Source organism: Pseudomonas fluorescens NCIMB 11764, assembly GCF_000293885.2.
Lineage (GTDB): Bacteria > Pseudomonadota > Gammaproteobacteria > Pseudomonadales > Pseudomonadaceae > Aquipseudomonas > Aquipseudomonas fluorescens_B.
Genome location: NZ_CP010945.1, coordinates 1,857,173 through 1,882,836, shown reverse-complemented (window position 1 = coordinate 1,882,836; position 25,664 = coordinate 1,857,173). Strand labels below are relative to the sequence as shown.

The following is a 25,664-nucleotide window of genomic DNA, read 5'->3' as shown; positions in this document are numbered from 1 at the left end:
ATGCTCCATGTGTTGTTCAGCGTTTACCTGAAGATGCTGGTGCTCTATAGCCCGTTCTTCGTGTTGTCCTGCTTCATCAGCCTGACCCGCGGTTATTCACGCAAGGAGCAACGTCGGCTGGCGTGGAAAGTGGCAACGGCCACGCTGGTGTCCAGCGTCTTGCTGTACCTGTTCGGGCGGGTCATTTTCAATGTGTTTGGCATCACCGTGGACGCGTTCCGCATCGGCGCCGGCAGCGTGCTGTTTATCTCGGCGTTGGGCATGGCCCAAGGCAAGTCCGCGGTCCAGACCGACAATGTGCAGCAGGACGTCACCATCGTGCCGCTGACCATCCCCCTGACCGTCGGCCCCGGCACCATCGGTGCGTTGCTGGTGATGGGGGTGAGCCAGCCGCACTGGGACGACAAACTCACCGCCATCCTCAGCATCGCCCTGGCCAGTTTCACGGTGGGTGTGGTGCTTTATCTGTCGAACCGCATCGAGCGGATACTGGGTGACCAAGGTTTGCAGATTGTCAGTCGGTTGATGGGGTTGTTTGTGTGCGCACTGGCTGCACAGATCATTTTCACAGGGGTGAAGGGTTACCTGGTGCCCTGACGGCAGCGATGACCAGAGGCGTGAAGCCTCTGGCAAGCGCAATGATTCAAACCGGCGTTCTTGTTTCTGTGTTTCCCGGGCTTCCGTGAAGAACCCAAAAAAAAAGCCATGGCAACGCGAGAGGACACTCGGCTGCCATGGCTTTTCATTGAAGAGTACATCTTCAGGAAGAGGGTTTTTCTCCGTACCAGCGAGGGGTGTATACCCAATCACCGCCACCTGCCCGCGAAAATACGCAGGTCGTGGACGATCCCACCAGCACCATGGTGCGCATATCCACCTGGTCCGGGGTCAACTGGCCAAGGGTTGTTACTCGCAACGTCTGACCCGGGCGGCCGATGTCGCGCCCCAAAACAACTGGCGTCTGAGGCGTACGGTGTCGAGCGACGATTTCCAGCGCCCGGCCAAGCTGCCAGGGACGGGAGCGTGAGATCGGGTTGTAGAACGCCAGCGCCAGATCAGCCTGCGACGCCAGATCGAGACGTTTCTCGATAATGTCCCAAGGCTTGAGGTTATCCGACAGCGACAACACACAGAAGTCATGCCCCAACGGCGCACCCGCCTGAGCAGCGGTGGCCAGTGATGCGGAAACACCGGGAAGGATTTCCAGATCGACGTTGTGCCAGTTCGCATCACTGGATTCGTGCAGGGCTTCGAGCACCGCCGCCGCCATGGCGAACACACCCGGATCACCCGACGAAACCACGACCACGGAACGCCCTTGCGCCGCCAGCTCGAACGCGTGACGCGCACGCTGCATCTCTTCGCGGTTGTCAGTGCAATGCAGCACTTGATCGGCGCGGAACGGGCCAGCCATGCGCACATAGGTTTCGTAGCCCAGCACATCGTTGGCGCGCGCCAGTTCAGCCTTGACCGCGGGCACCATCAACTCGGCTGCGCCGGGGCCAAGACCGATCACCGCCAGACGCCCCCGGGGACGGCCGATCGATAACGGGTCCAGAGGCTGCTCGGCCACCGCGATGGCAATGGCGTCATTGCCGAAGATCAAAACAGGCGGGGTGATGGCGTTGCGTGCCAGCTCACTGACCGCACCCGTCGCCGAGGCAAAGCGCAATGGCACACCCAGTTCAAGCGCCGCTTCATGCAATGCAGCGCTCGACATTTCACTGTCTGCAGCCAACAGACACGCCACCGACTGCACGGCGATTTTTGTCTGGTGCAAAGCATCGCGAACGGCATTGGGCACATTGGCCACGCCGGCACTGATGGCCACCAACACGTTGCGCGGATAAATCAAAAGTTCGTTCGCCGCCGGCGTACGCTCGGCATGCCCCACGTGAACTGCCAGTCGCGCTTGCGGGTTTTCAGGTAACTGCGCCTGCGCCAACCACGGCGCTTCACCCTCGATGCGCACGGTTTCACCGGCCAGCAAATCGGACACAAAGCGCTTGCCCAGTTCCAGGTCGCCGAGGGCATATCCGTTGGGTGGATTGAGCAGGCACGTGCCGAATCGCAACTCGCCACTGGTGGTGATCGCCGCCGCCACGTTCAGCGCGGCCGCGATTTCCCGCGCCAGCACGTTCACGCCGCCCAGACCGCCCAGCAGCGGCACCACCGCGCTGCCATCTTCGGCAACGGCCAGCACCGGCGGCTCGGCGCCTTTTTCCAGCAGCAACGGCGCCAGTGTGCGGATCACGATACCGGCCGCGCACAGGGCAATGATCGGCGTGTCCTGCTGATAAAGTTCGCGCAGGGTTGCGCCGAATTCGTGATAGGCACGGTCCGCGCCTTCAACCCGATCGGCCAGGCCATGGATCACGGCGTCGGGGTACAGTTTTTGAATATTGCGCGCGGTCGCAAGGCTGCCATTGCCGAGGATGACAATCGCCGGAGCTGGACGAGTCATCAGCCTTGCCACCTTTCACCCGGAACGATGATCAGCGAGAAGTACGGCGAGGACATGGGCTCGACCTGATCCAGCGGCACAATCTTCTGATTGGCCATGGTCGCGCGTTCGACGTAAAGCGCGCGCTCTGCCAGACCAAGCTCTTCGAGCACCTGACGGACCTTGGGGAAGTTACGCCCCAGCTTCATGATCACCGCCGCGTCGGCATCAGCCAGCCGGCGCTTGAGATCGTCATGAGGCAATACGCCGGACAGGACCGACAAGCTCTGATTGCGGTACACCAGTGGCGCACCAAGGACCGAAGCGCCGCCGAGCATCGAACAGACACCTGGCACGACTTCAGCCTCATAACGTTCCGCCAGACGATCGTGCAGGTACATGTAGGAACCGTAGAAGAACGGATCACCTTCGCAGATCACTGCAACGTCACGTCCGGCATCGAGATGAGCGGCGAGTTCTTCGCCGGCCGCATCGTAGAAATCACTGATCACCTGTTCATAGGACAGCGGTGCCGGTAATGCTTCGGTCGTCACGGGATACACCAGCGGCAGCAAGGTTTGTGCATCCTGCAAATGCGCTTCGATGATGCCGAAGGCATTGCCCTTCTTCCCCTTGGCAACGAAGTACGCCACCACCGGCGATTCGCGCAGCAGGCGCAGAGCCTTGACGGTAATCAGTTCTGGATCACCGGGGCCGACGCCAAGGCCGATCAAACGTCCAGGTTGCTGCATTATTCGATCTCCGTGGCGAGGGCATTGACGGCGGCGGCGGCCATGGCGCTACCGCCCAGCCGGCCTTGCATGATGACAAACGGCACGCCACGGCTGTCCGCCGCGAGCGCTGCCTTGGATTCGGCGGCGCCGACGAAGCCCACCGGGAAGCCGAGAATCAGCGCCGGTTTCGGCGCGCCGGCATCGAGCATTTCCAGCAGATAAAACAAGGCGGTTGGCGCATTGCCGATCACTACCACACTGCCCTCCAGGTGCGGGCGCCACAGTTCCAGCGCGGCGGCGGAACGGGTGTTTCCCAGCTCGCGCGCCAGCTCCGGAACGCTTTCATCGCGCAGGGTGCAGATCACTTCGTTGTTCGCCGGCAAGCGTGTGCGGGTCACGCCTTCGGACACCATCCGCGCATCACACAGAATCGGCGCGCCGGCGGCCAGCGCATCGCGCCCGGCCTTGCCCGCGCCGTCGGAGAATTGCAGACCGTCAATCGCATCGACCATGCCGCAGGCGTGAATCACCCGTACCGCGAGTTTTTCCAGATCGGCCGGGATTCGTTCGAGGTTGGCCTCGGCGCGAATGATCGCGAAGGAGTTGCGATAGATCTCCTGACCGTCGCGGATGTAATCAAGCATCAAAGGGGCTCCGTGAGCGGGCGTCGAGCAGGGCTGCGACCGCTTCAATAGTAAGGTTGCGTGCGTGCAGGGCGCCGAAACCTGGCTGCCCCCCTTCGCGAAAATAGAGGTCGTAATGACCGGGGCTGATCGCCAGTAAAGTGATGGGTGCAACATGCGCGGCGGCGCAGGAACGTGAGCAGCCGGACAGATGCACGTTCAATACCTGGCCATGACGCTGCAACAGCGCGGCCAGTTGCAGAGCGTCGCCCTTGGTGTCGGCCAGGCCTTTGCCGCAGCCACTGGAACCGGTACAGGCGATCAACCGCGACAAGGACTGATCGGCGTCGCACAGCAGGCCCAACCGATGCAGACGCCGGATGACTTCATCGGCGTTTTCGTCGCGGACGTTCGGCAACAGCAGGCTTTGCCACGGGGTGAACCGCAGCGTTGCGTCGCCGTATTCCTGCGCCAGCTGAGCAGCCCCCCGAAGCATCGCGCAATCGAGCCGCCCCAGCGGCGGTACGGCGCCGACATAGACATGACCGGCTTGCGCCTGCGGATGGGCGCCAATGTGCAGAACGTTTGAAGTCAATGAACGCTGCCAGGCTGTAACGGGCTTGAATGGCACACGCTCGGCCAGCCGGGCGAGAAACCCGCAGGTCGTCATTTCGCTCAGCAAATGGCGCATTCGCGTTTGATCGGGCTGGGCCAGCTCCAGGAACAACTCAAGCACGGCGACCACCAGCGCATGACCCTCTTCCAGCGGCACCGAACCAACCGGCCCGTCGGAGAGACACCCGGCCAAACCGAAAGCCAAGCGCCGCTCGCCCTCCCGCTCGACAGCGGACAACCACAGATCATGAGGGTGTTCGAGCATCGCCAGGCCCTCGCCCCCATCCAGCTGCACGGCGAATTTGGCGCTGAGGTCGTGGAAAGGTTCGTGCTCTTGCAGGGTAGCGAGGATCTGCCGGGCCAGGTCGCGGGTGTCGAACAGCATCTGCCGGTCGATGCCTGCGCTCGGGCTCAGCATCAGATTGCGTACATCGTCGCCGGCCGCATTCGAAGGGCCGAGGCCCGCGGCGAGCAGACCTTCAATCAGCGCGGCCTGCTCATGTGCGATGCCACGAATCTGCACGTTGGCCCGATTAGTCGCCTCGATCACTGAGCTGCCGTAACGCTGTGCGCCATCGGCAATGGCGCAGGCCTGCGCAGTACTCACCACACCACCGGCGAGCTTTATTCGGCAGATACCCCCATCCCTGGCCTGAACGATACGCAGCAGCCCCGGACAAGCCGAGGGGCGTAAAGCGATGGGCGCAGAGTGTTTGTTCAAAGGGACGACCGGATCAAAAGTGGAAGCGCCTCCGGATGGAAGCGAGCAGTATTATGCCTGCTTTGCCGTACGGCATCCTAAGACCGCGTGTCGCAAACGCTTGCTCCCTCAATCAATCATCCGGCGCCCCACATAGACGTTGCGAATAAAACTCGAATATCGCGTCAGCGATAATGCCGAGCCGATCCTTCAACACTGGACGGACCTCATCAAACCTTGCGCTGTTCAGAGTGAATGGCACGGCGCGATGCGTGAGCGTGACGCTGCTCTCGCTCCAGTCCCGAAACAAAATTCTTCCCGCTGGACTCGGGGACAAGGAGCAAAGGGCAGATGTATTTGCCAATAGTGCAGACAACATATCTCTTGTAACTTTTCCCATTTGATTTTCAACACCAGAAACTTCATTCAAACAAGCCTGACTTAGTTGACCGGAGACATGCCTGTAATATGGCTCGACGACGCTTTCGTCTTTGTACTCCCAGTCCATAGACCAAAGCGTGATGGCAAACAGGGAGAACAAACCCTGGGGATCTGTTTGACGATCGCGCTCTTGTCAGTTTCGAACGCTTCCGAACATACCGTAAAGCCCAGGTATTCCGCGCTCTTCAAATCCATCGTTAATTCTTTTTAAACCATCAATCAGCGATGCAAGAAAGTTCAGGCTTTACAACTTGAAAACCGTCATCCAGCAACTGGGGCAGGCCACTTAAAACATTCCATTACTCGCCTTCACTGCCGACGCGTATCATGTGCCGCTTTATACAGTTGAACAGAGCACACACATGGCACGCTGGCTGACCGTGACAGGCATTGGTGAGGAGGGCTTCAAAGGTCTGGGCAAAAATGCCCGGCATGCGCTGTTGGCCGCGTCGAAGATCTTTGGCAGCCAACGACAATTGGATCTGCTCCCGGCGTGTATCCGCGGCGAACGCCGAGTGTGGCCGAGTCCATTCTCCCTCGATGGGTTGCTGGCCCTGCGGGGCGATCCGGTCTGCGTGCTCGCCAGCGGAGATCCAATGTTCTTCGGTGTCGGCGCCACCCTCGCTCGACAACTGCCCGGCGATGAAATGCTGATCCTGCCGGCGCCCTCCTCCTGCTCGCTGGCCGCGGCGCGAATGGGCTGGCCGTTGCAGGAGGTGGTCACGCTGTCCGTCGTCGCCCGCCCGATCGCGGCGCTCAACGCGCAGTTGTTCAGCGGTGTTCGCCTGCTGGTACTCAGTAACGACGGTCAAAGCCCTGCGGCGATTGCTGCACTGCTGCGCGAGCGCGGATTCGGGCCAAGTCGCCTGACCGTACTGGAACATTTGGGCAGCGATGTCGAGCGACGCATCGACGGCGTCGCCCGCGATTGGGCCGACCCGGTGATCGCCGATCTGAATCTGATCGCCATCGAATGCATCGCTGAACCCGATGCGCCGCGCCTGTCGCGACTGGCCGGCTTGCCGGATTCAGCCTTTAAGCACGACGGCCAACTGACCAAACGCGACGTGCGCGCAATCACCCTCGCTCGCCTGGCCCCGGTGCCCGGTGAACTGCTGTGGGACGTCGGCGCCGGCAGCGGCTCGATCGGCATCGAATGGATGCGTGCCCACCCGAGTTGCCGGGCGCTGGCCATCGAGGCCGATGAAGGACGGCAACTGTTGATCGAGCAAAATCGCGACGCGCTTGGCGTGCCCGGCCTGCAACTGGTTCGCGGCAGTGCACCGCAAGCGCTCGCCGGACTGGAACGCCCGGATGCGATTTTCATTGGTGGCGGCGTCACTCGCGAGGGTGTGCTGGACACCTGCTGGACTCAGTTGAAACCCGGTGGTCGCCTGATCGCCAACGCCGTCACGCTGCAAAGTGAAATGACCCTGATGGCTTGGCGCGAGCGGCATGGCGGCGAACTGACGCGCATCCACATCGCTCAGGCGCAGCCGCTGGGCGAATTCGACACTTGGCGCCAGGCGCTGCCGATTACCTTGCTGGACGTGGTCAAACCTTTCGATGCGTGACGAAACTGCCGAACAACCCGCACCGCTGCGCAGCGGCCTCACGACGGGCAGTTGCGCCACCGCGACCAGCCTCGCGGCCGCTCGCCTGCTACTCGGCGGCGAGCCCGCGGATGCAGTGGACATCGTCCTGCCCAAAGGCAAGCAGGTGCAGATGCGTCTGGAGTTCTGTCGGCTTGTGGATGACGGCGCCGAGGCCGGCACGATCAAGGATGCCGGCGACGATCCGGACGTGACCCACGGCGCACTGCTGTTTTCCCAAGTGCGATTGAACGCCGAACCAGGCATTCGATTCAGTGCTGGCCAAGGGGTGGGCACGGTCACCCGGCCAGGATTGGTGTTGGCTGTCGGCGAACCGGCGATCAACCCGGTCCCGCGCAAAATGATCACCGACCACTTGACCTTGCTTGCCGAGGAACTGGGCTATCACGGCGGTTTCGAGGTCACGGTGAACGTCGAGGGCGGCGAGGCGCTGGCATTGAAAACCATGAATCCACGACTGGGCATTCTCGGTGGCTTGTCGATCCTGGGCACCAGCGGCATCGTCCGGCCGTTTTCCTGCGCGGCGTACATTGCCTCGATCCATCAAGGCATCGACGTGGCGAAAACCAACGGTTACCTGCACATCGCCGCATGCACCGGCAATGCCAGCGAAGACACCATGCGCCGCGTCTACGACTTGCCTGAAATCGCCCTGATCGAAATGGGCGACTTCGTCGGCGCCGTGCTCAAGCACCTGCGCAAAGTGCCTGTGGATAAACTCAGCATTTGTGGCGGTTTCGGCAAGATCAGCAAACTGGCGGCCGGGCACATGGATCTGCACAGCCGGCATTCGAGTATCGACCTGCCGCAACTGGCCGAATGGGCCGCGGCGGTCGGCGCGAATGAAGCGTTGCAGCAAGCGATCCGCGAAGCCAACACCAGCCAACAGGCGTTGGCCATGGCCAGCGCGGCCGGCATCGCGCTTGGCGATGCGGTGTGCGGACACGCGCTGGCGTTTGCGCGCAGTGTGGTGCCGGCGCAGGTTCAGGTCGAAGTGTTTGCCATCGATCGCCAGGGCGGCATCGTCGGCCATGTGGGAGCTTTTCAATGAAACGCATTTTGCTGCTCGGCGGTGTGACGGAAGCATTGGCAATCGCCCGTACGCTAGGCCCGGAACACATCTACAGCCTTGCCGGCGTCGGTCGAGTGCCGACCGATCTGAATTGCCAGGTGCGCGTCGGAGGCTATGGCGGTGCCGAGGGTCTGGCGCAGTTCATCCGCGATGAAGGGATTGACCTGCTGCTGGACGCGACTCATCCCTATGCTGCACAAATCAGCCAGAACGCTGCGACTGCCGCGCAACGGGCCGGTATTCCCTGCTGGGCACTCAGGCGTCCGGCCTGGCAGCCGCAAGCCGGGGATGACTGGCGCGAAGTCAGCGACTGGGCCGGGTTGATCGAAGCGCTGAAACCGTTCCGCCGACCGCTGTTCACCCTTGGCCGTGAACCCTTGCAACACCTGCACGAAATCCCGCCGGAGCAATTCTGGACGTTGCGCGCACTGGATGTTTATCCCGGCAACGAACGCTGCGAAGTGATTGGCGCCCGCGGGCCATTTCTGATTGACGATGAACGTGAGCTGTTCGAGCGCCGGCAGATTGATGTGCTGATCAGCAAGAACAGCGGCAGCACTGCCACCGAGCCGAAACTGGACGTGGCGCGGGAACGGGGGGTGCCGGTGCTGGTGTTGAAGCGGCCGGTGTTGGCGGGGGTGGATCGGGAGTTCGGGTCGGTGAGTGAAGTCCTGGCCGCACTGACGGACGCCTAAGTATTTGCGGCGAGTCACCACTCCTCCCGGCATTTCAAATCGGAGCCGCTACACTCATCTGAAATACGCTGCGACACCAAACCGCAGGCCGCTTTTTTACTTATCGGCATTGATCAGGCTAAATAGCCGCGCCTGATCTCCCACTCAACCGGATCTGTCCCATGTCCCGACAACGGCTCGCAATTGCCTGGATAGCCTGCTTCGCAGTGCTGTTCAACATGCTCGCCATGCCGATGACCGGAGCGATGGCGCAGACGGCGAAATCGCCGGCCGAACAGCTGTTGTGGGGCAGTTTTTGCTCGTCCACCGGCACGAAGATGGTGGCGATTTCCCTGGGGACGCTTGAACAGAAAGCGCCGCAGAACGACGATCATTCCAGCATGCAGCATTGCTGGTGTTGCTCCGGCTCAGCGCCGTTGGTGGCACTGCCCGGGCATGTACCGCAGTTGTACTTCGCGCGTTTCGAGGCCAATCGAAGCCTGCCCGCTGCTTCTCTCGACACGCCCACTCCGCGCCAGCAATGGCCGAATCTCAACCCCCGCGCATCCCCTCTGGTGTGATTCCTTCTCGCAATTGACCTGCGTCTTGAATCGTTCTGGAGAACTGTCATGTTGAACAAACTCATCGTTCTGGCTGCGTTGCTGCTGCCTGCCTGCTTTGCCAATGCCCATGAATACAAGGCGGGCGAACTGGAGATCGCTCATCCATGGTCGCAAGAGTTACCGCCTAACGCGCCGACCGTTGCGGCTTATTTCGTGATTCAAAACCACGGTAAAACCGCAGACAAACTGCTCAGCGTCGACTCGCCGATTGCAGGTATCGCTCAACTGCACGAGCACGTGATGCAAAACGATCTGATGAAAATGCAGCAAGTGCCGGTCGTCGAAATCCCGGCGGGCGGGAGCGTTACGTTTGCGCCGATGGCGTATCACGTGATGCTGCTGGAACTCAAAGACCGCAGCCTGCTGAGCGACGGAAAACGGTTCCGGCTGACGATGCATTTCGAGAAATCCGGTGATGTGACGGTCGAAGTCGCAGTGCAGAAAACCGCGCCGAACGGCGTGCAAGTGCACGCGCACACCCCGTAATCGCCAACGCTGAATACGCCCATGCGCCCGCTTAGCGCCAGGTCATCTGCCCCCCGTCGTCAGCCATTGAGCCTGACCCGCGGTAGCTGGATCAGCCTGTTCGCCATGTTGATGATCTTCATCGGCCCGCTGATTTCTCAGTCGATGCCGATGGATCCGCGCGCCTCCGCCCTGATGGAAGTCTCCATGAACATGTCGATGGACATGCCCATGGAGATGCCGGCAATGGAGCACGGCGACCACGGCGCGCAAGCCGCCGCCGAGCACTGCCCACCCAAGACACCTCATCACGCCATCTGGGAAAAGTGCGGCTATTGCAGCCTGCTGTTCAATTGCCCGGCACTGACGGGTGGCCAGTCCTTCATCGCATTCGATACACCAACAGCCACTACCTTCACCAAACCCGCCACTCGCCTGGGCCACGCCCGGCAGACCTTCTTCCCCGGCGCCCGCACCCGCGCGCCGCCCATCGTCACGTAAACACCCCCCCAATCTCACACGGTCCTGAAGATTGCCTGCGCCATCCCTGTGGGCGCGAGTCTGTGTGGCGAGGGAGCTTGCTCCCGCTTGAGTGCGCAGCACTCACAAAAGGGCCGCTACGCAGCCCAGCGGGAGCAAGCTCCCTCGCCACACGGCACGCTCCCACAGGGGATGGCGTCGGCGGCCGGCCGTGTCGTTTACGACTGTTCGATGGAAATTGTCATGTCCACGCTTTCTGCTGACACGCGCTTGAGCGCTGCCCAAGCCACTTTTGCCCTGAACGAAACGCGCGTTCGTTTCAGGCACGCCACTGCCGTTCTTTGCGGCGCTTTGCTGACCCCTATGGTGCTGGCCGACGAGCACGCCGGCCAGCATGAAGAACTGAGCCCGACGGTGATCACCGCCGTCGCGCCGAGTTCGCCGCTGACCGTCGTCACCAACCCCAAGGACCCGCGCCAACCGGTGCCGGCCAGCGACGGCGGCGACTATCTGAAGACCATTCCCGGTTTCGCCCTGGTACGCAACGGCGGCACCAACGGTGACCCTGTGCTGCGCGGCATGTTCGGCTCACGGTTGAATATCCTCACCAACGGCGGCCAGATGCTCGGGGCCTGCCCCGGCCGGATGGACGCGCCGACCTCCTACATCTCCCCGGAAACCTACGACAAACTTACCGTCATCAAAGGCCCGCAAACCGTGCTGTGGGGGCCAGGCGCGTCAGCCGGCACCATCCTGTTCGACCGTGAGCCGGAAAGCTTCGGCGAACTCGGTACACGCGTGAATGCCAGCGTATTGGCCGGTTCCAACGGTCGCTTCGACAAAGTGGTGGATGCTGCCGCCGGCGGCCAGTCGGGTTACGTGCGAGTGATCGGCAACACCGCGCATTCCGACGACTACCGCGACGGCAACAACGACACCGTGGCGTCGCGCTACGACAAGTGGAACGGCGACGTCGCCGTTGGCTGGACCCCGGACGCCGACACGCTGCTGGAACTCACCGCCGGCAAGGGCGATGGCGAAGCCCGTTATGCCGGACGCGGCATGGACGGTGCGCAGTTCAAACGCGAAAGCCTCGGCTTGCGCTTCGAGAAGTCCAACATCGGCGACGTACTGGACAAGGTCGAAGCACAGATCTACTACAACTACGCCGACCACGTGATGGACAACTACACCCTGCGCACGCCGTCCGGCACCGGGATGATGGCTGGGCCGATGGCCTCCAGTGTCGATCGGCGAACCCTCGGTGCGCGGATCAAGGGCACCTGGCGCTGGGCCGATGTGCAATTGATCAGCGGCATCGACGCGCAGACTAACGAACACCGCAAGCGCAGCGCCATGGGCATCGACACCTACAAGGATCTGCCGCGCGACAAGGACGCCGACTTCCACAACTACGGCGTGTTCAGCGAATTGACCTGGTACGCCGCCGACCGCGATCGCTTGATCTCCGGCGCGCGACTGGACCGCGCTTCGGCCAGGGATTTTCGGCAGACCATTGGCTCGGGGATGATGACCCGGCGCAACCCGACCGCCGACGACACCCGCGCCGACACCTTGCCCAGCGGCTTCGTCCGCTACGAACACGACCTCGCCGACAGCCCGACCACGTTGTACGCCGGTCTCGGTCACACCCAGCGTTTCCCGGATTATTGGGAGCTGTTTTCGCCCAACTCCGGCCCTGCCGGCTCGGTGAATGCCTTCGATTCGATCAAGCCTGAAAAAACCACCCAGCTCGACTTCGGCCTGCAATACAAGACCGAAGACCTCGAAGCCTGGGCCTCGGGTTATGTCGGACAGGTGCGCGATTACATCCTGTTCAACTACACGCCGGGAATGATGGGCATGACCTCGCAAGCCGAGAACATCGACGCGCGGATCATGGGCGGTGAACTCGGTGCGGCTTACAAGCTGACCTCGAACTGGAAGGCCGATGCGACCCTCGCCTACGCCTGGGGCAAGAACAGCAGCGACGGCAACGCGTTGCCGCAAATGCCGCCACTGGATGCACGTTTCGGCCTGACCTACAGCGAAGACAACTGGAGCGCCGGCGCACTGTGGAGAGTGGTCGCCGCGCAAAATCGTATCGACCAGAACAAAGGCAACGTGGTCGGCAAGGACTTCGACAAGACCTCGGGGTTCGGCGTGTTTTCGCTCAACGGTGCGTACCGGATCAACAAGAACTGGAAGGTCAGCAGCGGCGTCGACAACCTGTTCGGCAAGGCTTACGCCGAGCATTTGAACCTGGCCGGCAACGCCGGTTTTGGCTACCCGGCCAATGACCCGCAGGCCATCAAAGAACCGGGGCGCACGCTCTGGACCAAGGTGGACATGAGTTTCTAAGAACATCGCGGGCAAGCCCGCTTCCACATGGAAAGTGTTGAACCTGTGGGAGCGAGCCTGCTCGCGAATGACTGCACAGCAGTCACCAGACAACAACAAAAGTACCAAGCCAAGCGGAGCACAACCGATGAAACAGCCCAAACCGAATTTCTACAACCTGGCCTGGCGCTGGCATTTCTATGCCGGTCTGTTCGTCGCGCCATTCATGGTGATGCTGGCCCTGACCGGCGTCATTTACCTGTTCAAGCCGCAACTCGATCCGTTGATGTACGGCAGCCTGATGAACGTCCCGGCCGGTCATCACAGTGTCCCGGCCGATGCCCTGCTCAAGCGGGTAAAAGAGGCTTATCCACAAGCAACGATCAAGCAGTACCTGCCGCCGATCAACGCCGAACGCAGCGCGCAGTTTGTCGTGCTCAACGCCGGCAATGAGTTGAATGTTTTCGTCGACCCCTATCACGGCGACATTCTCGGCGAGCAAGACGCGAAGAAGAATCTGCAAGCCGTTGCCCGAGCGATCCACGGTGAATTGATGATCGGCACAGTCGGTGATCGACTGATCGAACTCGCCGCTGGCTGGGGCATCGTGCTGGTGGTCTCCGGGGTATTTCTGTGGTGGCCGCGAGGTCAGGCCGCCGGCATCTTGTGGCCGCGCCTGAGCAGTCGCGGTCGCGTGCTGTGGCGCGACCTGCATGCCGTCACCGGGTTCTGGGGTGCCGCGTTTCTGTTGGTGATGCTGCTGAGCGGCATGACCTGGACCGGGTTCTGGGGCAAGCAATACGCCGGGGTCTGGAACGTGTTCCCGGACGCCATGTGGAATGACATGCCCAAGTCCGATGTCGAGGCCCGCAGCCTTAACACCGCCACCCGCCAGACCGTGCCCTGGGCGATGGAAAACACGCCGATGCCGATGTCCGGTGACCACGCCGAACACATGGCCCACGACAGCGCGCAAGCCGGTCCTGCGGCGCCGACCATCAGCCTGCAAGACGTGCAGAACATCGCCGAACAGCGCAAGGTCGAGCCTGGCTACAGCATCACGTTCCCGACCACCGCCACCGGCGTGTTCACCATCGCTGTATTCGCCGACGACCCGCGCAACGATGCCACTCTGCACGTCGATCAATACACCGGCAACGTCCTCGCCGATGTGCGCTTCGAGCAATACGGCACCGTCGCCCGCGCCACGGAAATCGGCGTGATGCTCCACGAAGGCAAGATGTTCGGCGTGCTCAACCAGATCATCGTGTTGCTGATCTGCCTGATGATTCTGCTCAGCGCCGTCAGCGGCGTGGTGATCTGGTGGAAGCGCCGCCCGCAAGGCAAGTTCGGTGTTCCGCCGCTACGCCACGATCTGCCGAAATGGAAAACCGGGGTGGTGATCATGCTCGTGCTGGCGGTGGCGTTTCCATTGGTGGGGGCTTCGTTGGTGGTGGTCTGGTTGCTGGATCGCGTGCTGCTTTCGCGCTTCAACCGACAAACTGAATCGGCCTCATCTTCATCATGAAACAGGCGAGATGCTTGTTTTAGAGGCACGTGTAGACTTCGGCACTTATCGCCCGGTCATATTAAGTGTTACTGTATAACTCTAGTGCATCATTCAACCCGCAGCCATGGCTGCGGGTTTTCTTTTGAAGAAGTGATTCACCATCCCGATGAACAGTACCTCTTGACCGGCCTCTGCCTGCTGCCCTGAACAGTGCCCAAGTGCAGCCGAAGCTGTTTTGGCGAGGGCGTTTGTTCCCTCGCCACAGGTGATGTGTACAGTTAAAACGATCAATCAGGAATGCAATGACCTCGCTGAACCTCACAAACCTCGCCTGGACACCCATGGGCCACGGCCACTGTCATCACCAGTTCCAGCTGCGTGATGCCTCGTTGCACGTGGCCGCCGGTGAGTTTGTCGGGTTGATCGGTCCCAACGGCAGCGGCAAGACCAGTCTGCTGCGCTGCGCCTACCGCTTCAGCAAACCGGAAAACGGCGAGGTTCGACTCGACCACCACAACGTATGGAAACAATCCTCGCGCTGGTGCGCGCAACGCATCGCCGTGGTGTTGCAGGAATTTCCCGACGCCTTCGGCCTGACCGTCGACGAAGTGGTCGCCATGGGCCGGACACCGCACAAAGGCCTGTTCGACGGTGACACCCTCGAAGACCGAAACCTCGCGACGCAAGCACTGGAATCCGTCGGCCTCAACGGTTTTGAAGACCACGCTTTCGCCACGCTCTCCGGCGGCGAAAAGCAACGCGTGATCCTCGCCCGCGCACTCGCCCAGCAACCACAGCTGCTGATCCTCGACGAGCCGACCAATCACCTCGACCCGCGCTATCAGCTGGAGCTGTTGCAACTGGTCAAGCGCCTGCAGATCGGCACCCTGGCGAGCATCCACGACCTCAATCTCGCCGCCGCGTTCTGTGATCGGCTGTACGTGCTCGATCACGGCCGCATCGTCGCCAGCGGCACACCCAAAGAAGTCCTGACTGCCCCGCTGCTGCGTGATGTGTTCGGCGTCGAAGCGCTGATCGATGAACACCCTCTGCACGGCTACCCACGAATCACCTGGATAACCCAACCATGACTTTGCGTTCCCTGCTGTGCGTCGCGCTGTTGCTGGGCAGTGCCCAAGCGCTTGCCGAAGCAACGAAATATCCGCTGACGGTCCAGAGTTGCAACCGCGAAGTGACCTTCGCGCAAGCGCCGAAACACGCGGTCAGCCATGACATCAACATGACGCAAATGATGCTCGCCCTCGGCCTCAAGCCGAGCATGGCCGGCTACAGCGGCGTCACCGGCTGGAAATCGGTCACGCCACAGATGCAGACCATCCTCGACGGCCTGCCGGAGCTGGCGGCCAAATACCCGTCAGTGGAAACCCTGCTCAACGCCAACGTCGATTTCTTCTTTGCCGGTTGGGATTACGGCATGCGCGTCGGCGGTGATCTCACGCCGCAAACGTTGCAGCCGCTGGGCATCAACGTCTACGAGCTGACCGAATCCTGCGCGTTCGTGATGAAGCGCCCGGCCGCCACGCTGGAAGACACTTACAACGACCTGCGCAACCTCGGCAGAATCTTCGATGTGCAGGATCGTGCCAACGCCTTGATCGCCCAAATGCAGGCGCAAGTTGCGGACGTGCGCAAGGATCTGCCGGCCAAAAAACCCCGCGTGTTCCTCTATGACAGTGGCGAAGACCGCGCCATGACCTCGGGTCGCCTGGGCATGCCGCAAGCGCTGATCGACGCGGCGGGCGGGCGCAACATTCTGGATGACACCGACGCGAGCTGGACCCGCGTGAATTGGGAAAACGTGGTCGAGCGCAATCCGCAGGTGATCGTGATCGTCGACTACGGCGAGGTCACCGCCGAGCAGAAGGTGCAATTCCTGCTGAACAACAAGGCGCTGCAATCGGTGGACGCGATCAAGAACCAGCGCTTCATCGTCATTCCGTATGTGCAGGCCACGCCTGGCATCGACAACGTGCTGGCGGTTGAAACCCTGGCCAAGGGTTTCCACGGCGAATGACCAGTCGTCGCTACGCCTTGTTGCTGATCGCCCTCGGCGCACTGTTGATTGTGTCGTGCGTGGTGTCACTGGGCTTCGGCCCGGCGCGGGTGCCGGTGGACGCGGTCTGGCACATTTTGCTGCACAAGGTGTCTGGCTTTGGCGAGGTGAGCTGGACAGCCGGTCAGGAACATATCGTGTGGTTGATCCGCGTGCCGCGCATGTTGCTCGGCGCGCTGGTGGGCGCCGGCCTGGCGTTGATCGGCGCGGTGCTGCAAGCGGTGACGCGCAACCCGCTGGCCGATCCGCATTTGCTCGGGGTGACGTCCGGCGCGACACTTGGCGCAGTGATCGTGGTGCTGCATGTCGGTGAAATCGTCGGCCTGCTGACCTTGCCCATCGCCGCCTTTATCGGTGCACTGCTGAGCATGCTGATCGTCCTGGTGATCGCCAACCGCAACGGTCGGCTGGACAGTGACCGGCTGCTGTTGTGCGGCGTGGCGGTGTCGTTCGTGATGATGGCGATCGCTAATCTGTTGCTGTTTCTCGGCGATCACCGTGCCAGTTCGGCGGTGATGTTCTGGATGCTGGGCGGGCTCGGACTGGCGCGCTGGGAATTGCTCGCGGTGCCGGCGGCGAGCGTGTTGCTCGGGCTGGTTTTGTTGCTGGGCATGGCCCGTCCGTTGAACGCGTTGATGGCGGGTGAACAGACGGCCGTGACGCTGGGGCTCAACGCCCGTAGCGTACGCCTGCGCGTGTTTTTGATTGCGTCGCTGATGACGGGGGTGCTGGTGTCGATCAGTGGGTCCATCGGATTTGTCGGGTTGATGGTGCCGCACATCGCACGCCGATTGGTGGGGGCTGAACATCGGCGATTGCTGCCGGTGTGCGTGCTGTTGGGCAGTGTGTTTCTGGTATGGGTCGATGTCGCCGCGCGCACCCTGATCGCCCCCGAGGACTTGCCCATAGGCGTGGCCACGGCGGCGATTGGCGGATTGTTTTTCATCGGCCTCATGCGCAAGCGTTGACCGGGTGCGAGGTGGTCAGGCTGCGGACACGGTTACAACTCATCCCGGGGGTATTGGACGGATACGTCGGGAAACTGCTGGCGCACGTCTTTCCAGTCGGCGCCCAGTCGCCCGGGCTGGCGCCAGTAACCGGCGGCCCTCAGTACTTCTAAATGGCTGGTGTCAGCCAGCCTGGAAATGAACGCCTCGAACGACATCACGGTGGTCCATCGATCATTGGGAGGCTGCACCAGCATGACGTTAAGCAGTGCTTGCTCCGCTATCGAATAGGTCGGTACGTACTTCAGCAATGCGCCGTCGCGTGAGGAATAGTAGAAAGCCGTGATATCGAAGCCTTTGTTTTTCACGACTTGAGTGTGCGAATGAATCGACTCGGGAGAAGCATAGTTCTCAACGTCGGCATCCGATCCCGCTTGCACCTTGCCTGACTGATCAATCTGATGACTGGCCATCCATGTGTAGCCGTCAGGCAAGCGTGGCAATCGAGTGTCTGGTGCAGTTGAAAGGTCGTTGGCAGTGCGGAAGATCAGCCTGATGGCTGCATCGGGATGACTCGTGCCAGCGAGGGGCTGCATGCCGACGTATGAAAAGGTATCGGGTTTGGCCAGGATTGCGCTTGTACACGCCAATCCCCGATTAAAGTGTTCCGCTCGAAACTGAGCATAACGAGCAGCATCGTCGGGATGATGAAACATCGGCCCAAACGGCAGACTGGAGGTGTTTGCCCACCTTGCTTCGACGGACACAAACGGCATACCGGCAAACCAGTCCTGACCCACCTCACCGGCACGGGACCAGTAAGCGCTGGTCAACAGCACCTCCAGTTTCCCCGCCGCTGCCATACGCCGAATGTAATCGGTCAGTTTGAGTGAGCCACGGTTGATATCGTCCTGATCACGTTGAGCCTGCGCCGTTGTCGCAAACGGGTTGTCCCTGACCTGCACCTGGCCATATTTGTCCCGCGACACCACCGGATCGAACGGCGCGAGTTCAAGACGTAGCAAGGCGCCGTCGCCACAGGAAAAATAAATCGGCCTGTACCCGTGAGACGTACGGACGCTGTCACGCGCCAGACTCACCTCCATGGGCGAAAAGAAGTGCCGGTAGTCATCGTCCGGCAGCCCCGGCGGCGTAGCGACCGCACACAGGATGAGCCCACTGTCCACGTAGCGGTAAGGCAATACGCCAGGAAACACACGGTCATACGCCAACCGTGAGTTGCGCACACTCACGGGCAGCGTCGCGAGGAATGAACCATCGCGAGCGTTGCGCAGGATAAATCCAAAGCCGGGTAATGAACGACTGCCCGCCTGTTCATGTGCCAGGCGGGCGGCATCCTGTTCCTGGATGCAGACCGCAGTGTAAGCCGGCTCCACCAAGGCCCTTGGGTAACCCGTCGTTTGGGGTATCGTCTGATACGGTTCAAACTCCGTGACTTCTCGAGCCGGGCCCCATAGGCGGCTTCCTGCAACCACTTTCAGATACCCGCAATTGACCAGTTTTTTAACCCACGCTGTCGGCGTCAACGTACCGGCATGGATCTGATCCTTGATCCAGGTGGCGTCCAGATCACGAGCCGGCTTACCCGACAGGCTGATCGCTATGCCCAGGTCCGCGCGGATGCGCTCCCATGTGCCGATCCGGTAACGGATGATCGATCCGTCGGGTGCAAACAGGTATTCATCGAGCGCCTGTGTTCTGCGCATGAAGGCGGTGTAAACGGTATCGACAGAGAGCATGTTGCGATAGAGCTCTTTGTCGACGTCCGATAACAGGACGGGTAACGCGCGCAGCACCCGTGAGCGATAACGCGCCACGATCGTGCAGTCTGTCGGAAACTGACCGAGCTCGATCGCTGCATCCGCAAAGATCCACTTGATATCGAAGTCTTCCTGGGGGATATCGGCAGGATCAGTGGCCACAAAACGCCCATCAGAGCGCTGGAGAATCAGACCACCGAATGCCCTTGGCGTGCCGGCAGGCACTTGTGAACGAGCATGCACGGCGGCGTCATCGGCCGTCAGGAACACCGGACCGAGCGAACGACGCTGCACGTTCTGGCTCGGCGCCCAATTGGCGCCCACCAGCCCTTTCCTGTCCCAGCACACACTGGTGCGCAACACGTGCAATGCATCGTTGCGGGCGACCGTCGCGACAAAATCGGTTGCGCTCGACACGCCCTTGGCCAGATTGTTTTGAATGGCCTCCAGGCCCATGTTCGGAACATCGTTGTCGAACAGCGGGGTGTCCGGTCGGGGCTCGTACTTCAGCAGTGCGCCATCCGGCGTCGACACGTAAAGCAGCGCCGGAATTCTTTCCCCGAAGACAGGGCGTTTTTTGGCGTTGTAGACAGCGACCCACAAATCTTTCGGAACAATGAAATGCTCGGCCAGCCAGCGTCGGGGCGCATCCCGCTCATGGTTAACCCGCTGGCGCGAATAGAAATAGGAGTGAGGAGCGAAGGACTCGGGATAAACATAGTCCCCGGACGTTGGGGAACGTCGGAACACACTGCGCTCCAGGAAAAGCTTGTCTCTTGGATAGCTGACGGGAACCAGTTCTGAAGCGACATATTCTTCTTTGTCCCTGTGCTTGAGAATGAAGCCGAACCAGGTCTGTCCTTCATCACGTTGTCCGGTGTTTCGGGCATAACGATCGAGCGCCGCTGCGTCGGCCGACTGGAACACCGCACCCAACGACACTCTCTCCGGGACATTCCGTTCCCAGGGGCCGGGAACGAAGTGCTCCGTGACTTTCCCCCGAGGTCGCCAGCGACCGTTGCTGATAATGACCTGCAAATCGCCAGCGGCCGCCGCCTCTGTCACCAGTTGTTCCGGTTTGACCACGCCCTTTTCCAGGTCGAGGGCAAGCTTGCCGGGCGATTGGCTGGTTCCCAACTGTTTGAGCAGTGCCTGCGAGCGAGAGCTGTCCGGGGTGAACCGGATCAAGCTGTCTTCGGCCCCCGACAGATAGGCCGACAGGTCGGTTGCGAGGCTATTACGCAACGCTTTGACACTGAACATCAGCAAGCTCGTTGCCGCATCTTCGACGGACCATTCCAGATCCGCTGCTGCGTGTGCGTCGAGTGTCGAAAGCGCGGGGTGAGCGTAAAACCGACTGTGCAAGACATGATTGTCGGGGACACGCTCGTGATGCGTACTCGAACTGGCCAATTGTTCGGCGGGCTCAGTAATCACGTACCGCTGATCATCTCGCTGGAGGATATAGCCGTAGTAACCGCGATTACGGCGCCGCCCTACCCGTTCGTGGGCATAACAGGCGGCGTCGTCTGCCGAAAGAAAGGTCCGGCCCAATACACTTAATGTTGATACAGCAGTTGTCGAGTCAGGCTGTTGAGGTTGTTCATCCATGATGGGAGTACTCCAGTGAGTCTTCATTGAACACTCACTGTCGCACTGTGAAATACGCCCATGGCGGTACATAGTTATTCCTCCCCCCCGAACTGCTTGCGTACGTGTGGGCACGGCTCATCAGGCGTTCTACAGCTCGTCACGGTCTGGCTTCACGTCCGGTTGTACCGTCGGCGTCCAGGTCGAGTCCAGACGTCCGAGGCGGCGCCAGTAACCATCGGTGTCCACGACTTCAAGCCGGCCGACGCCTGCGAGTCGAGCGAGGTAAGCAGCGACCCCGTCCTTTGCTTCCTCATTGAAAAATGCGGTTTCCTGTGCCGAGAAACTGGGGGTGAATTTGAACAGCGCGCCCCCGCGACCGGAGAAGTAGCAACTACCGCCGGAGACCCCGCTCTTTTTCACCACGTCCCGGCTGAACCACAGGTCCGCCAGGGCCAGGTTATCCAGCAGCAATCGATCCATCGCAGAGGGGTCCTTGACCAACAGGTTGAAGCGTTTGTAGAACTGATGGACGGCGACCCATTTGTAGTCCGGAGGAAATATCGGTAATGGCAATGGTTGCGCCCCCGGTATGGAAACAGGGGCAATGGGCCCGCCCACCCCCGAGTAAAACAGCGAACTGGCAGCGCCACTGTCGGGGCCGTCTTCAAGCGGCTCGACAGCAACGAATGAAGCGCTCGCCTCATGCATCAGGATCCCCCCCAGAAACTCCTGAGCAACGTAATCGCCAATCTGTCTTTGGGCCGAACGAGCCGCATCATCGGCATGTGCGAATACAGGCCCGAGGGCAAAGCTGTTATCCGGCGCCCATCTCACCAACCCGATGCCGGTTTTGACACCTCGGGAGTCCACCCTGAACGGCGACCAGAAAGCGCTGCGCACCACTGCCTGCAACTCACCGTTTGCGATCACTTTACGCAGATATTCGAACAGCGTTTCGCTTCCAGATTGCAGGACCTTTTCGTAGGCGAGCGCGACCTGCAACTGGGTCCACTCTGGTGCGATGGACTTGGGCTTGTATCGCAACAAGGCGCCATCGGCACAGGACACAAAGACGGAGAGGAAAGCAGTGACTGCCTCCGTGCGCACACGGACAGCGTCCAACCCGTACATCAGATCCCGAGGCGAGATGAAACTCTGATTCAAGTCGTGCGGCAGTCGCCCCGCTCCGGCCGAGGAACACAGAAAAATCCCCTCCACGCGGTACCCCAGAGGCAATAGCCCGTCGGGAAATACCTTCTCGACGGCGAGACTTCCTTGCCGCCCGTCGATCGGCATCGTCGTCACATACCGCTCGGCGTTCAGCGCCTTGAGTATGAACCCGAACATCAATCCGGTTCGAACGCCAACCGCTCGGTGGACATGCCGTACGGCGTCGTCCATTTGCGTGAAGACCGGACTGAACGCCGGATCAGCAATAGCCGACCGATGCACTTGCGAAGGGCCTCCCTCGGAATAAGCGCTCCATACCGACAACTGCCTGGCCTTGCCCCACAGTCGGCTGCCTTTGATCACTTGCAACCGACCGGCTCTTGCAACCTGATTGACGTATTCACTCGGGGTCAGCGTGCCATTGCGCATTTGCAGCTCTATCGGGGTGTGCCGGCGCTGCAATTGACTGGGGGACGCCAATGACCGCGCGAGTTGTTTTTCCGCAGCACTGGCGCTGAGGGTGTAGCTGATGAGGCTGCCGTCGAGCCCCAGCAGATATTCCTTGCCGGGCGAAAGCGACGAGCCGCTCAGGATTGCCGCCAGAAAATCAGTGGAGAACATGGTGAGGTACACGTCCCGCTCGCGGTTCGACAGCGCGAAAATCGGTTCGACCTGCATTCGCGAATGGTAGCGGGCGACAACCGTGCTCCCGGCCAGAAACAGTCCCTGCTCGATCAACTCGTCCAGGCGAATCCAGCTGGCAGGGAAATTCTCGACCTCGACGGCCACCGGCAATGTTGCGACAAACAAACCATCGAGCCGACGCAGCACCAGGCCACCGTAGATCCGCTCTCGCCGCGAGCCCAACTGCTCCAGCGCATGGCGCACTGCATCATCCTGCGACACAAAGACCGGGCTGAGCGCTCGTCGCTGGAGCTGTACATAGGATTTCCAATCGGCGCCGACAATGCCCGTCTCGTCCCACAGCTCACTGGTACGCAGCACCTTCAGCTCTCCGGCCTTGGCGATCCATTGAATGACGTTGGCAAAGGGCGGCGTGGCGTTGAGCAACAGCGACTTGAGCTGCTGCAAACCGTTCGCGTCGAATTGTGTTGAGGTGGCCGAATATTGATAGCGCAACAAGGCCCCATCCAGGGTCGCGATAAAAACGCTCAGGTCCTGAAAATGCGTAAGGCGTTGGGTGCCATCGTCGTCATGGATCGCCGCAGCCAGTTCGGTCATGGAAGCAAAATGACGGGCAAACCAGGCGTCCGTTGTCGATAACCCATCGGGAATCCAGCTTGCCGAGTAATAAAGCGCGAGGGTGCGAAACTCGTCGATCAATACGGGCGCGCCAAAGTCGCTAGCCTGGTTCAGCGCCCCCAGGTGGCTGGCAGGCACCGTTTCGGTCGCCACATACTCTTCGCGGTCCTTGTGCTTAAGGATAAAACCCCAACCCGCAGCCGCCGCACGGTAGTCGAGCCGGGCGCGATGACGGGCGTTCAGCACCGCGTCTTCGGCATTGGAAAAAATCGCGCCGAGCACCGGAACGGAAACGCCTGCGGGCGCTGATTCATCACCCAGCACCGTTCCCCGCGGCCCCCACACATCATTGCCCGCGACCACACGCAATCGGCCAGTCCCGGCCAATTCTTCGACCACGGCATCGGGTGCCAGTGTGCCGACTGCCAGCTCCCGATCTATCAAGGTGGAATCATCGGCAAGCAAGGTAACTCGCTCTTTCACCTTGTTGCGAGCGGCCACTTTCGATAAATCGGGGCTGTAAGCCAGCAGGCTGTCTGGCGAACCCGAGAGGTAAAAATCGGCAACATGCGCGCTCTTGGCGAGCACTGAGCGAATGTCCTCGGTGGTGAACATTTGCGCCTGCGTCAATTGCTCTTCCGCGTCGGCACGGACAACAGCACTTGAGTCCGTTTGCCAGCGTGAAGCGTACAACCCATAAAACGAGTGTCCCTCGAGCAGTACGATCGGTGCTCCTGAGGCGTCGAGAGGACAGAGCCGGTCCAGGGCAAACCGCGGCTGCGCGCCGATAACCGGCTCAGTGGCGACAAAACGCTTGTCTTGATCCTGCAAAATCATCCCGACAAAGCCTTGTTCACGGCGGCTGCCGATGTACCCATGCGCAAACCGTGCAGCATCGTCGGCGAGGAGGAAAGCGGGACTCAAACGTCTTGACCTCGCATAGGGTTGCCAGTCGGTGCCAACGTTCCCGACAACATCCCATAACGCGCTGTCCTTCAGCACCGTCAACTCGCCGGCTGCTGCCACCTGCTTGACGTAAACCGCAGGCTTGAGCGTACCTTCCTTCAGTCGCGCGTTGAAGTCTGTGCTGTCCTTCAGCGCAGCTTCACGCTGGTGCGCCGAAGGCTGGTACTGCAAAACGGCACCGTCGCGGGTCCGGGCGTACACCTTCAGATAGTCCGGGTACTCCTGCCGGTAAACATCCCACAGCGAAAACCTGATGCCAGCCGCCAGCTCGTCCGGTGAAAAAAACCGCTCATACAGCCAAGGCTCGTTGGCACTCTGCGCCCCATCACTGTGCGATATGAAATAGACGCCGTTGAGGTCGAAATCGAGCAAAGGCTCCAACTTGCGATCCGCTCGCATCGGAAATGTTTTGAACAGTTCGGCTGCCGGATTGCTGGAAAGAACCGGATAGGTCGCCATGCATTCCGAGCTGCCGGCAGAGGTCACCACAAACCCTAGATAAAGGCTGTCGGACGTCGGGGGGAGCGTCGTTGCTGCGGCTTCTATCGCCTTGTCCACTTGATCGGACACCGCACAAAAAAACGGCTGTACCGGCGTCGGACTTCGCTGCGCGGCAGTACCGAGGCTCCAGCTCGCCGACACGTTTCCTCGCACTCCGCCCCACTGAGCGTTGGGTACCAGTACGCTCAGCGTGCCGGTCGTGGCCAATTTTTGAATCAATCGCTCAACGTCGGAGAACGGCCCGAAAGCCTTGAACGCCACCTCAAAGAGCTTTTTCTCCTCTGCCGGTTGAGTGGACTCGTATTTGATCAGCGAGCCATCCGGCCCCGATAAATAGTGGCGCTGTCCATAGGCACCCGAATCCTGCATGTCGCTGAGGATGTAGTGTCTCGAAAAAAAACCGAGGCTCAACTTGATCTGCTCGTTCGTCCAGCCTGGGTGAACACGCAGGACTTCGGCGTGATTGGCCGAATGGGACAAGTAATACGCAGCGCCACTGTAGCCAGGGGAGACGAACAGCTCCCCAGGGTTGTCGGCAGACAGCAGGGTGTCGAAATCGAAACGCCCTTTCTTGCCTGGCACAGGAAACGTGGGCTGATATTTACCGTCGGCCCGTTGCAGGATTACGCCGCCGTAGTGCTGGTCATAGCGCGCGCCAATCTGCCGATGCGCCCAATAGGCCGCATCATCGGCGCTCATGAATGTTGGTCCCAGGGCGGGAAATCGTGCCGTCGCCCGGGCGGTTGAAGGTGTATTGATCGAAGTGCTGTCCATGCTCTGCTCGCCTGATTGAGAGTCCCTCATCATCAAGATTGCGCAGCGCAACGGGCGGTACATATTTATCGCTTGCCGGGATTTGCTGTTAAACACCGTCAGCACCAATGCTGCGCACGCAGGCGCACCTGCCTTGCACTCAGGCCCCAGTCTGGTGCGCGCCCCAGTCCGCCAAAGGCTCTATCCCGAGTTTTCCCGGCCTTTGCCGAACAGGCACAGCCCTTGCTAAAGACCCTTCAGTAGTCCGCATCTGCCAACCAAG

Annotated in this window: 19 protein-coding genes; 12 read left to right on the top strand and 7 right to left on the bottom strand. The window is 60.8% G+C overall.

Annotated elements, in window-relative coordinates:
* The gene (locus B723_RS08560; RefSeq protein ID WP_017336334.1) at nt 1-597 is read left to right on the top strand and encodes a MarC family protein; all 597 of its coding nucleotides are present in this window, start codon (nt 1-3) and stop codon (nt 595-597) included.
* Nucleotides 598-760: 163 nt separating this feature from the next.
* On the opposite strand, the gene cobJ is transcribed toward B723_RS08560, so the two are convergent.
* The 5 genes from cobJ to B723_RS32865 all read right to left on the bottom strand — a co-directional run bounded on the left by cobJ (nt 761) and on the right by B723_RS32865 (nt 5,656).
* A complete protein-coding gene (gene cobJ / locus B723_RS08555) occupies nt 761-2,464 on the bottom strand; it encodes a precorrin-3B C(17)-methyltransferase (RefSeq protein ID WP_017336333.1) in 1,704 nt (567 codons plus the stop codon).
* Nucleotides 2,464-3,195 (bottom strand): precorrin-2 C(20)-methyltransferase, encoded by a 732-nt coding sequence (locus B723_RS08550; RefSeq protein WP_017336332.1) that lies wholly within the window; start codon nt 3,193-3,195, stop codon nt 2,464-2,466. Before B723_RS08550 ends, cobJ begins: the two co-directional genes overlap by 1 nt.
* Complete coding sequence (locus tag B723_RS08545; RefSeq protein WP_017336331.1) at nt 3,195-3,821, bottom strand: precorrin-8X methylmutase; 627 nt, start codon at nt 3,819-3,821, stop codon at nt 3,195-3,197. Before B723_RS08545 ends, B723_RS08550 begins: the two co-directional genes overlap by 1 nt.
* On the bottom strand, nt 3,814-5,136 hold the full coding sequence (gene cobG / locus B723_RS08540) for a precorrin-3B synthase (RefSeq protein WP_017336330.1): 1,323 nt from the start codon (nt 5,134-5,136) through the stop codon (nt 3,814-3,816). The genes B723_RS08545 and cobG overlap by 8 nt, the downstream gene beginning before the upstream one ends.
* 112 nt (nt 5,137-5,248) lie before the next feature.
* Nucleotides 5,249-5,656 (bottom strand): hypothetical protein, encoded by a 408-nt coding sequence (locus tag B723_RS32865; RefSeq protein ID WP_144425211.1) that lies wholly within the window; start codon nt 5,654-5,656, stop codon nt 5,249-5,251.
* 262 nt (nt 5,657-5,918) lie between these two features.
* Here B723_RS32865 and B723_RS08535 point away from each other — a divergent pair, with 262 nt between their 5' ends.
* The 11 genes from B723_RS08535 (at nt 5,919) to B723_RS08485 (ending at nt 17,375) form a co-directional block, all read left to right on the top strand.
* Complete coding sequence (locus B723_RS08535; RefSeq protein ID WP_017336329.1) at nt 5,919-7,130, top strand: bifunctional cobalt-precorrin-7 (C(5))-methyltransferase/cobalt-precorrin-6B (C(15))-methyltransferase; 1,212 nt, start codon at nt 5,919-5,921, stop codon at nt 7,128-7,130.
* Nucleotides 7,123-8,220, top strand: a complete 1,098-nt coding sequence (locus B723_RS08530; protein ID WP_017336328.1) for a cobalt-precorrin-5B (C(1))-methyltransferase — start codon at nt 7,123-7,125, stop codon at nt 8,218-8,220. Before B723_RS08535 ends, B723_RS08530 begins: the two co-directional genes overlap by 8 nt.
* Nucleotides 8,217-8,936: a cobalt-precorrin-6A reductase gene (locus B723_RS08525; protein ID WP_017336327.1), complete on the top strand. Its 720-nt coding sequence runs from the start codon at nt 8,217-8,219 to the stop codon at nt 8,934-8,936. Before B723_RS08530 ends, B723_RS08525 begins: the two co-directional genes overlap by 4 nt.
* A gap of 161 nt (nt 8,937-9,097) precedes the next feature.
* Nucleotides 9,098-9,496, top strand: coding sequence for a DUF2946 domain-containing protein (locus tag B723_RS08520; RefSeq protein WP_017336326.1), 399 nt, complete (start codon nt 9,098-9,100; stop codon nt 9,494-9,496).
* Between the two features lie 48 nt (nt 9,497-9,544).
* A complete protein-coding gene (locus B723_RS08515) occupies nt 9,545-10,024 on the top strand; it encodes a copper chaperone PCu(A)C (protein WP_017336325.1) in 480 nt (159 codons plus the stop codon).
* A gap of 21 nt (nt 10,025-10,045) precedes the next feature.
* Nucleotides 10,046-10,504, top strand: a complete 459-nt coding sequence (locus B723_RS08510; protein WP_031318334.1) for a DUF2946 domain-containing protein — start codon at nt 10,046-10,048, stop codon at nt 10,502-10,504.
* 222 nt (nt 10,505-10,726) lie between these two features.
* Complete coding sequence (locus B723_RS08505; protein WP_017336323.1) at nt 10,727-12,844, top strand: TonB-dependent copper receptor; 2,118 nt, start codon at nt 10,727-10,729, stop codon at nt 12,842-12,844.
* 127 nt (nt 12,845-12,971) lie between these two features.
* Nucleotides 12,972-14,351, top strand: a complete 1,380-nt coding sequence (locus B723_RS08500) for a PepSY-associated TM helix domain-containing protein (protein WP_017336322.1) — start codon at nt 12,972-12,974, stop codon at nt 14,349-14,351.
* Nucleotides 14,352-14,635: 284 nt separating this feature from the next.
* The gene (locus tag B723_RS08495; RefSeq protein ID WP_017336321.1) at nt 14,636-15,424 is read left to right on the top strand and encodes an ABC transporter ATP-binding protein; all 789 of its coding nucleotides are present in this window, start codon (nt 14,636-14,638) and stop codon (nt 15,422-15,424) included.
* A complete protein-coding gene (locus tag B723_RS08490) occupies nt 15,421-16,368 on the top strand; it encodes an ABC transporter substrate-binding protein (RefSeq protein WP_017336320.1) in 948 nt (315 codons plus the stop codon). Before B723_RS08495 ends, B723_RS08490 begins: the two co-directional genes overlap by 4 nt.
* Complete coding sequence (locus tag B723_RS08485) at nt 16,365-17,375, top strand: FecCD family ABC transporter permease (protein ID WP_017336319.1); 1,011 nt, start codon at nt 16,365-16,367, stop codon at nt 17,373-17,375. The genes B723_RS08490 and B723_RS08485 overlap by 4 nt, the downstream gene beginning before the upstream one ends.
* A gap of 32 nt (nt 17,376-17,407) precedes the next feature.
* Here B723_RS08485 and B723_RS08480 read toward each other — a convergent pair whose 3' ends face one another.
* Entirely contained in the window at nt 17,408-20,746 is a 3,339-nt protein-coding gene (locus B723_RS08480) for a hypothetical protein (RefSeq protein WP_031318331.1), read from the bottom strand.
* A gap of 129 nt (nt 20,747-20,875) precedes the next feature.
* The gene (locus B723_RS08475; protein WP_238588315.1) at nt 20,876-25,465 is read right to left on the bottom strand and encodes a DUF4329 domain-containing protein; all 4,590 of its coding nucleotides are present in this window, start codon (nt 25,463-25,465) and stop codon (nt 20,876-20,878) included.
* Nucleotides 25,466-25,664 lie beyond the last annotated feature (199 nt).

Bases quoted from the DNA above. Each gene is read 5' to 3' on its own strand.
- B723_RS08480 (WP_031318331.1), bottom strand. From the start codon at position 20,746: ATGGATGAACAACCTCAACAGCCTGACTCGACAACTGCTGTATCAACA.
- B723_RS08505 (WP_017336323.1), top strand. From the start codon at position 10,727: ATGTCCACGCTTTCTGCTGACACGCGCTTGAGCGCTGCCCAAGCCACT.
- B723_RS08485 (WP_017336319.1), top strand. From the start codon at position 16,365: ATGACCAGTCGTCGCTACGCCTTGTTGCTGATCGCCCTCGGCGCACTG.
- B723_RS08515 (WP_017336325.1), top strand. From the start codon at position 9,545: ATGTTGAACAAACTCATCGTTCTGGCTGCGTTGCTGCTGCCTGCCTGC.
- B723_RS08490 (WP_017336320.1), top strand. From the start codon at position 15,421: ATGACTTTGCGTTCCCTGCTGTGCGTCGCGCTGTTGCTGGGCAGTGCC.
- B723_RS08520 (WP_017336326.1), top strand. From the start codon at position 9,098: ATGTCCCGACAACGGCTCGCAATTGCCTGGATAGCCTGCTTCGCAGTG.
- B723_RS08535 (WP_017336329.1), top strand. From the start codon at position 5,919: ATGGCACGCTGGCTGACCGTGACAGGCATTGGTGAGGAGGGCTTCAAA.
- B723_RS08475 (WP_238588315.1), bottom strand. From the start codon at position 25,465: ATGTACCGCCCGTTGCGCTGCGCAATCTTGATGATGAGGGACTCTCAA.
- B723_RS08495 (WP_017336321.1), top strand. From the start codon at position 14,636: ATGACCTCGCTGAACCTCACAAACCTCGCCTGGACACCCATGGGCCAC.
- B723_RS08525 (WP_017336327.1), top strand. From the start codon at position 8,217: ATGAAACGCATTTTGCTGCTCGGCGGTGTGACGGAAGCATTGGCAATC.
- B723_RS08545 (WP_017336331.1), bottom strand. From the start codon at position 3,821: ATGCTTGATTACATCCGCGACGGTCAGGAGATCTATCGCAACTCCTTC.
- B723_RS08550 (WP_017336332.1), bottom strand. From the start codon at position 3,195: ATGCAGCAACCTGGACGTTTGATCGGCCTTGGCGTCGGCCCCGGTGAT.
- B723_RS08500 (WP_017336322.1), top strand. From the start codon at position 12,972: ATGAAACAGCCCAAACCGAATTTCTACAACCTGGCCTGGCGCTGGCAT.
- B723_RS08560 (WP_017336334.1), top strand. From the start codon at position 1: ATGCTCCATGTGTTGTTCAGCGTTTACCTGAAGATGCTGGTGCTCTAT.
- B723_RS08510 (WP_031318334.1), top strand. From the start codon at position 10,046: ATGCGCCCGCTTAGCGCCAGGTCATCTGCCCCCCGTCGTCAGCCATTG.
- cobJ (WP_017336333.1), bottom strand. From the start codon at position 2,464: ATGACTCGTCCAGCTCCGGCGATTGTCATCCTCGGCAATGGCAGCCTT.
- B723_RS08530 (WP_017336328.1), top strand. From the start codon at position 7,123: ATGCGTGACGAAACTGCCGAACAACCCGCACCGCTGCGCAGCGGCCTC.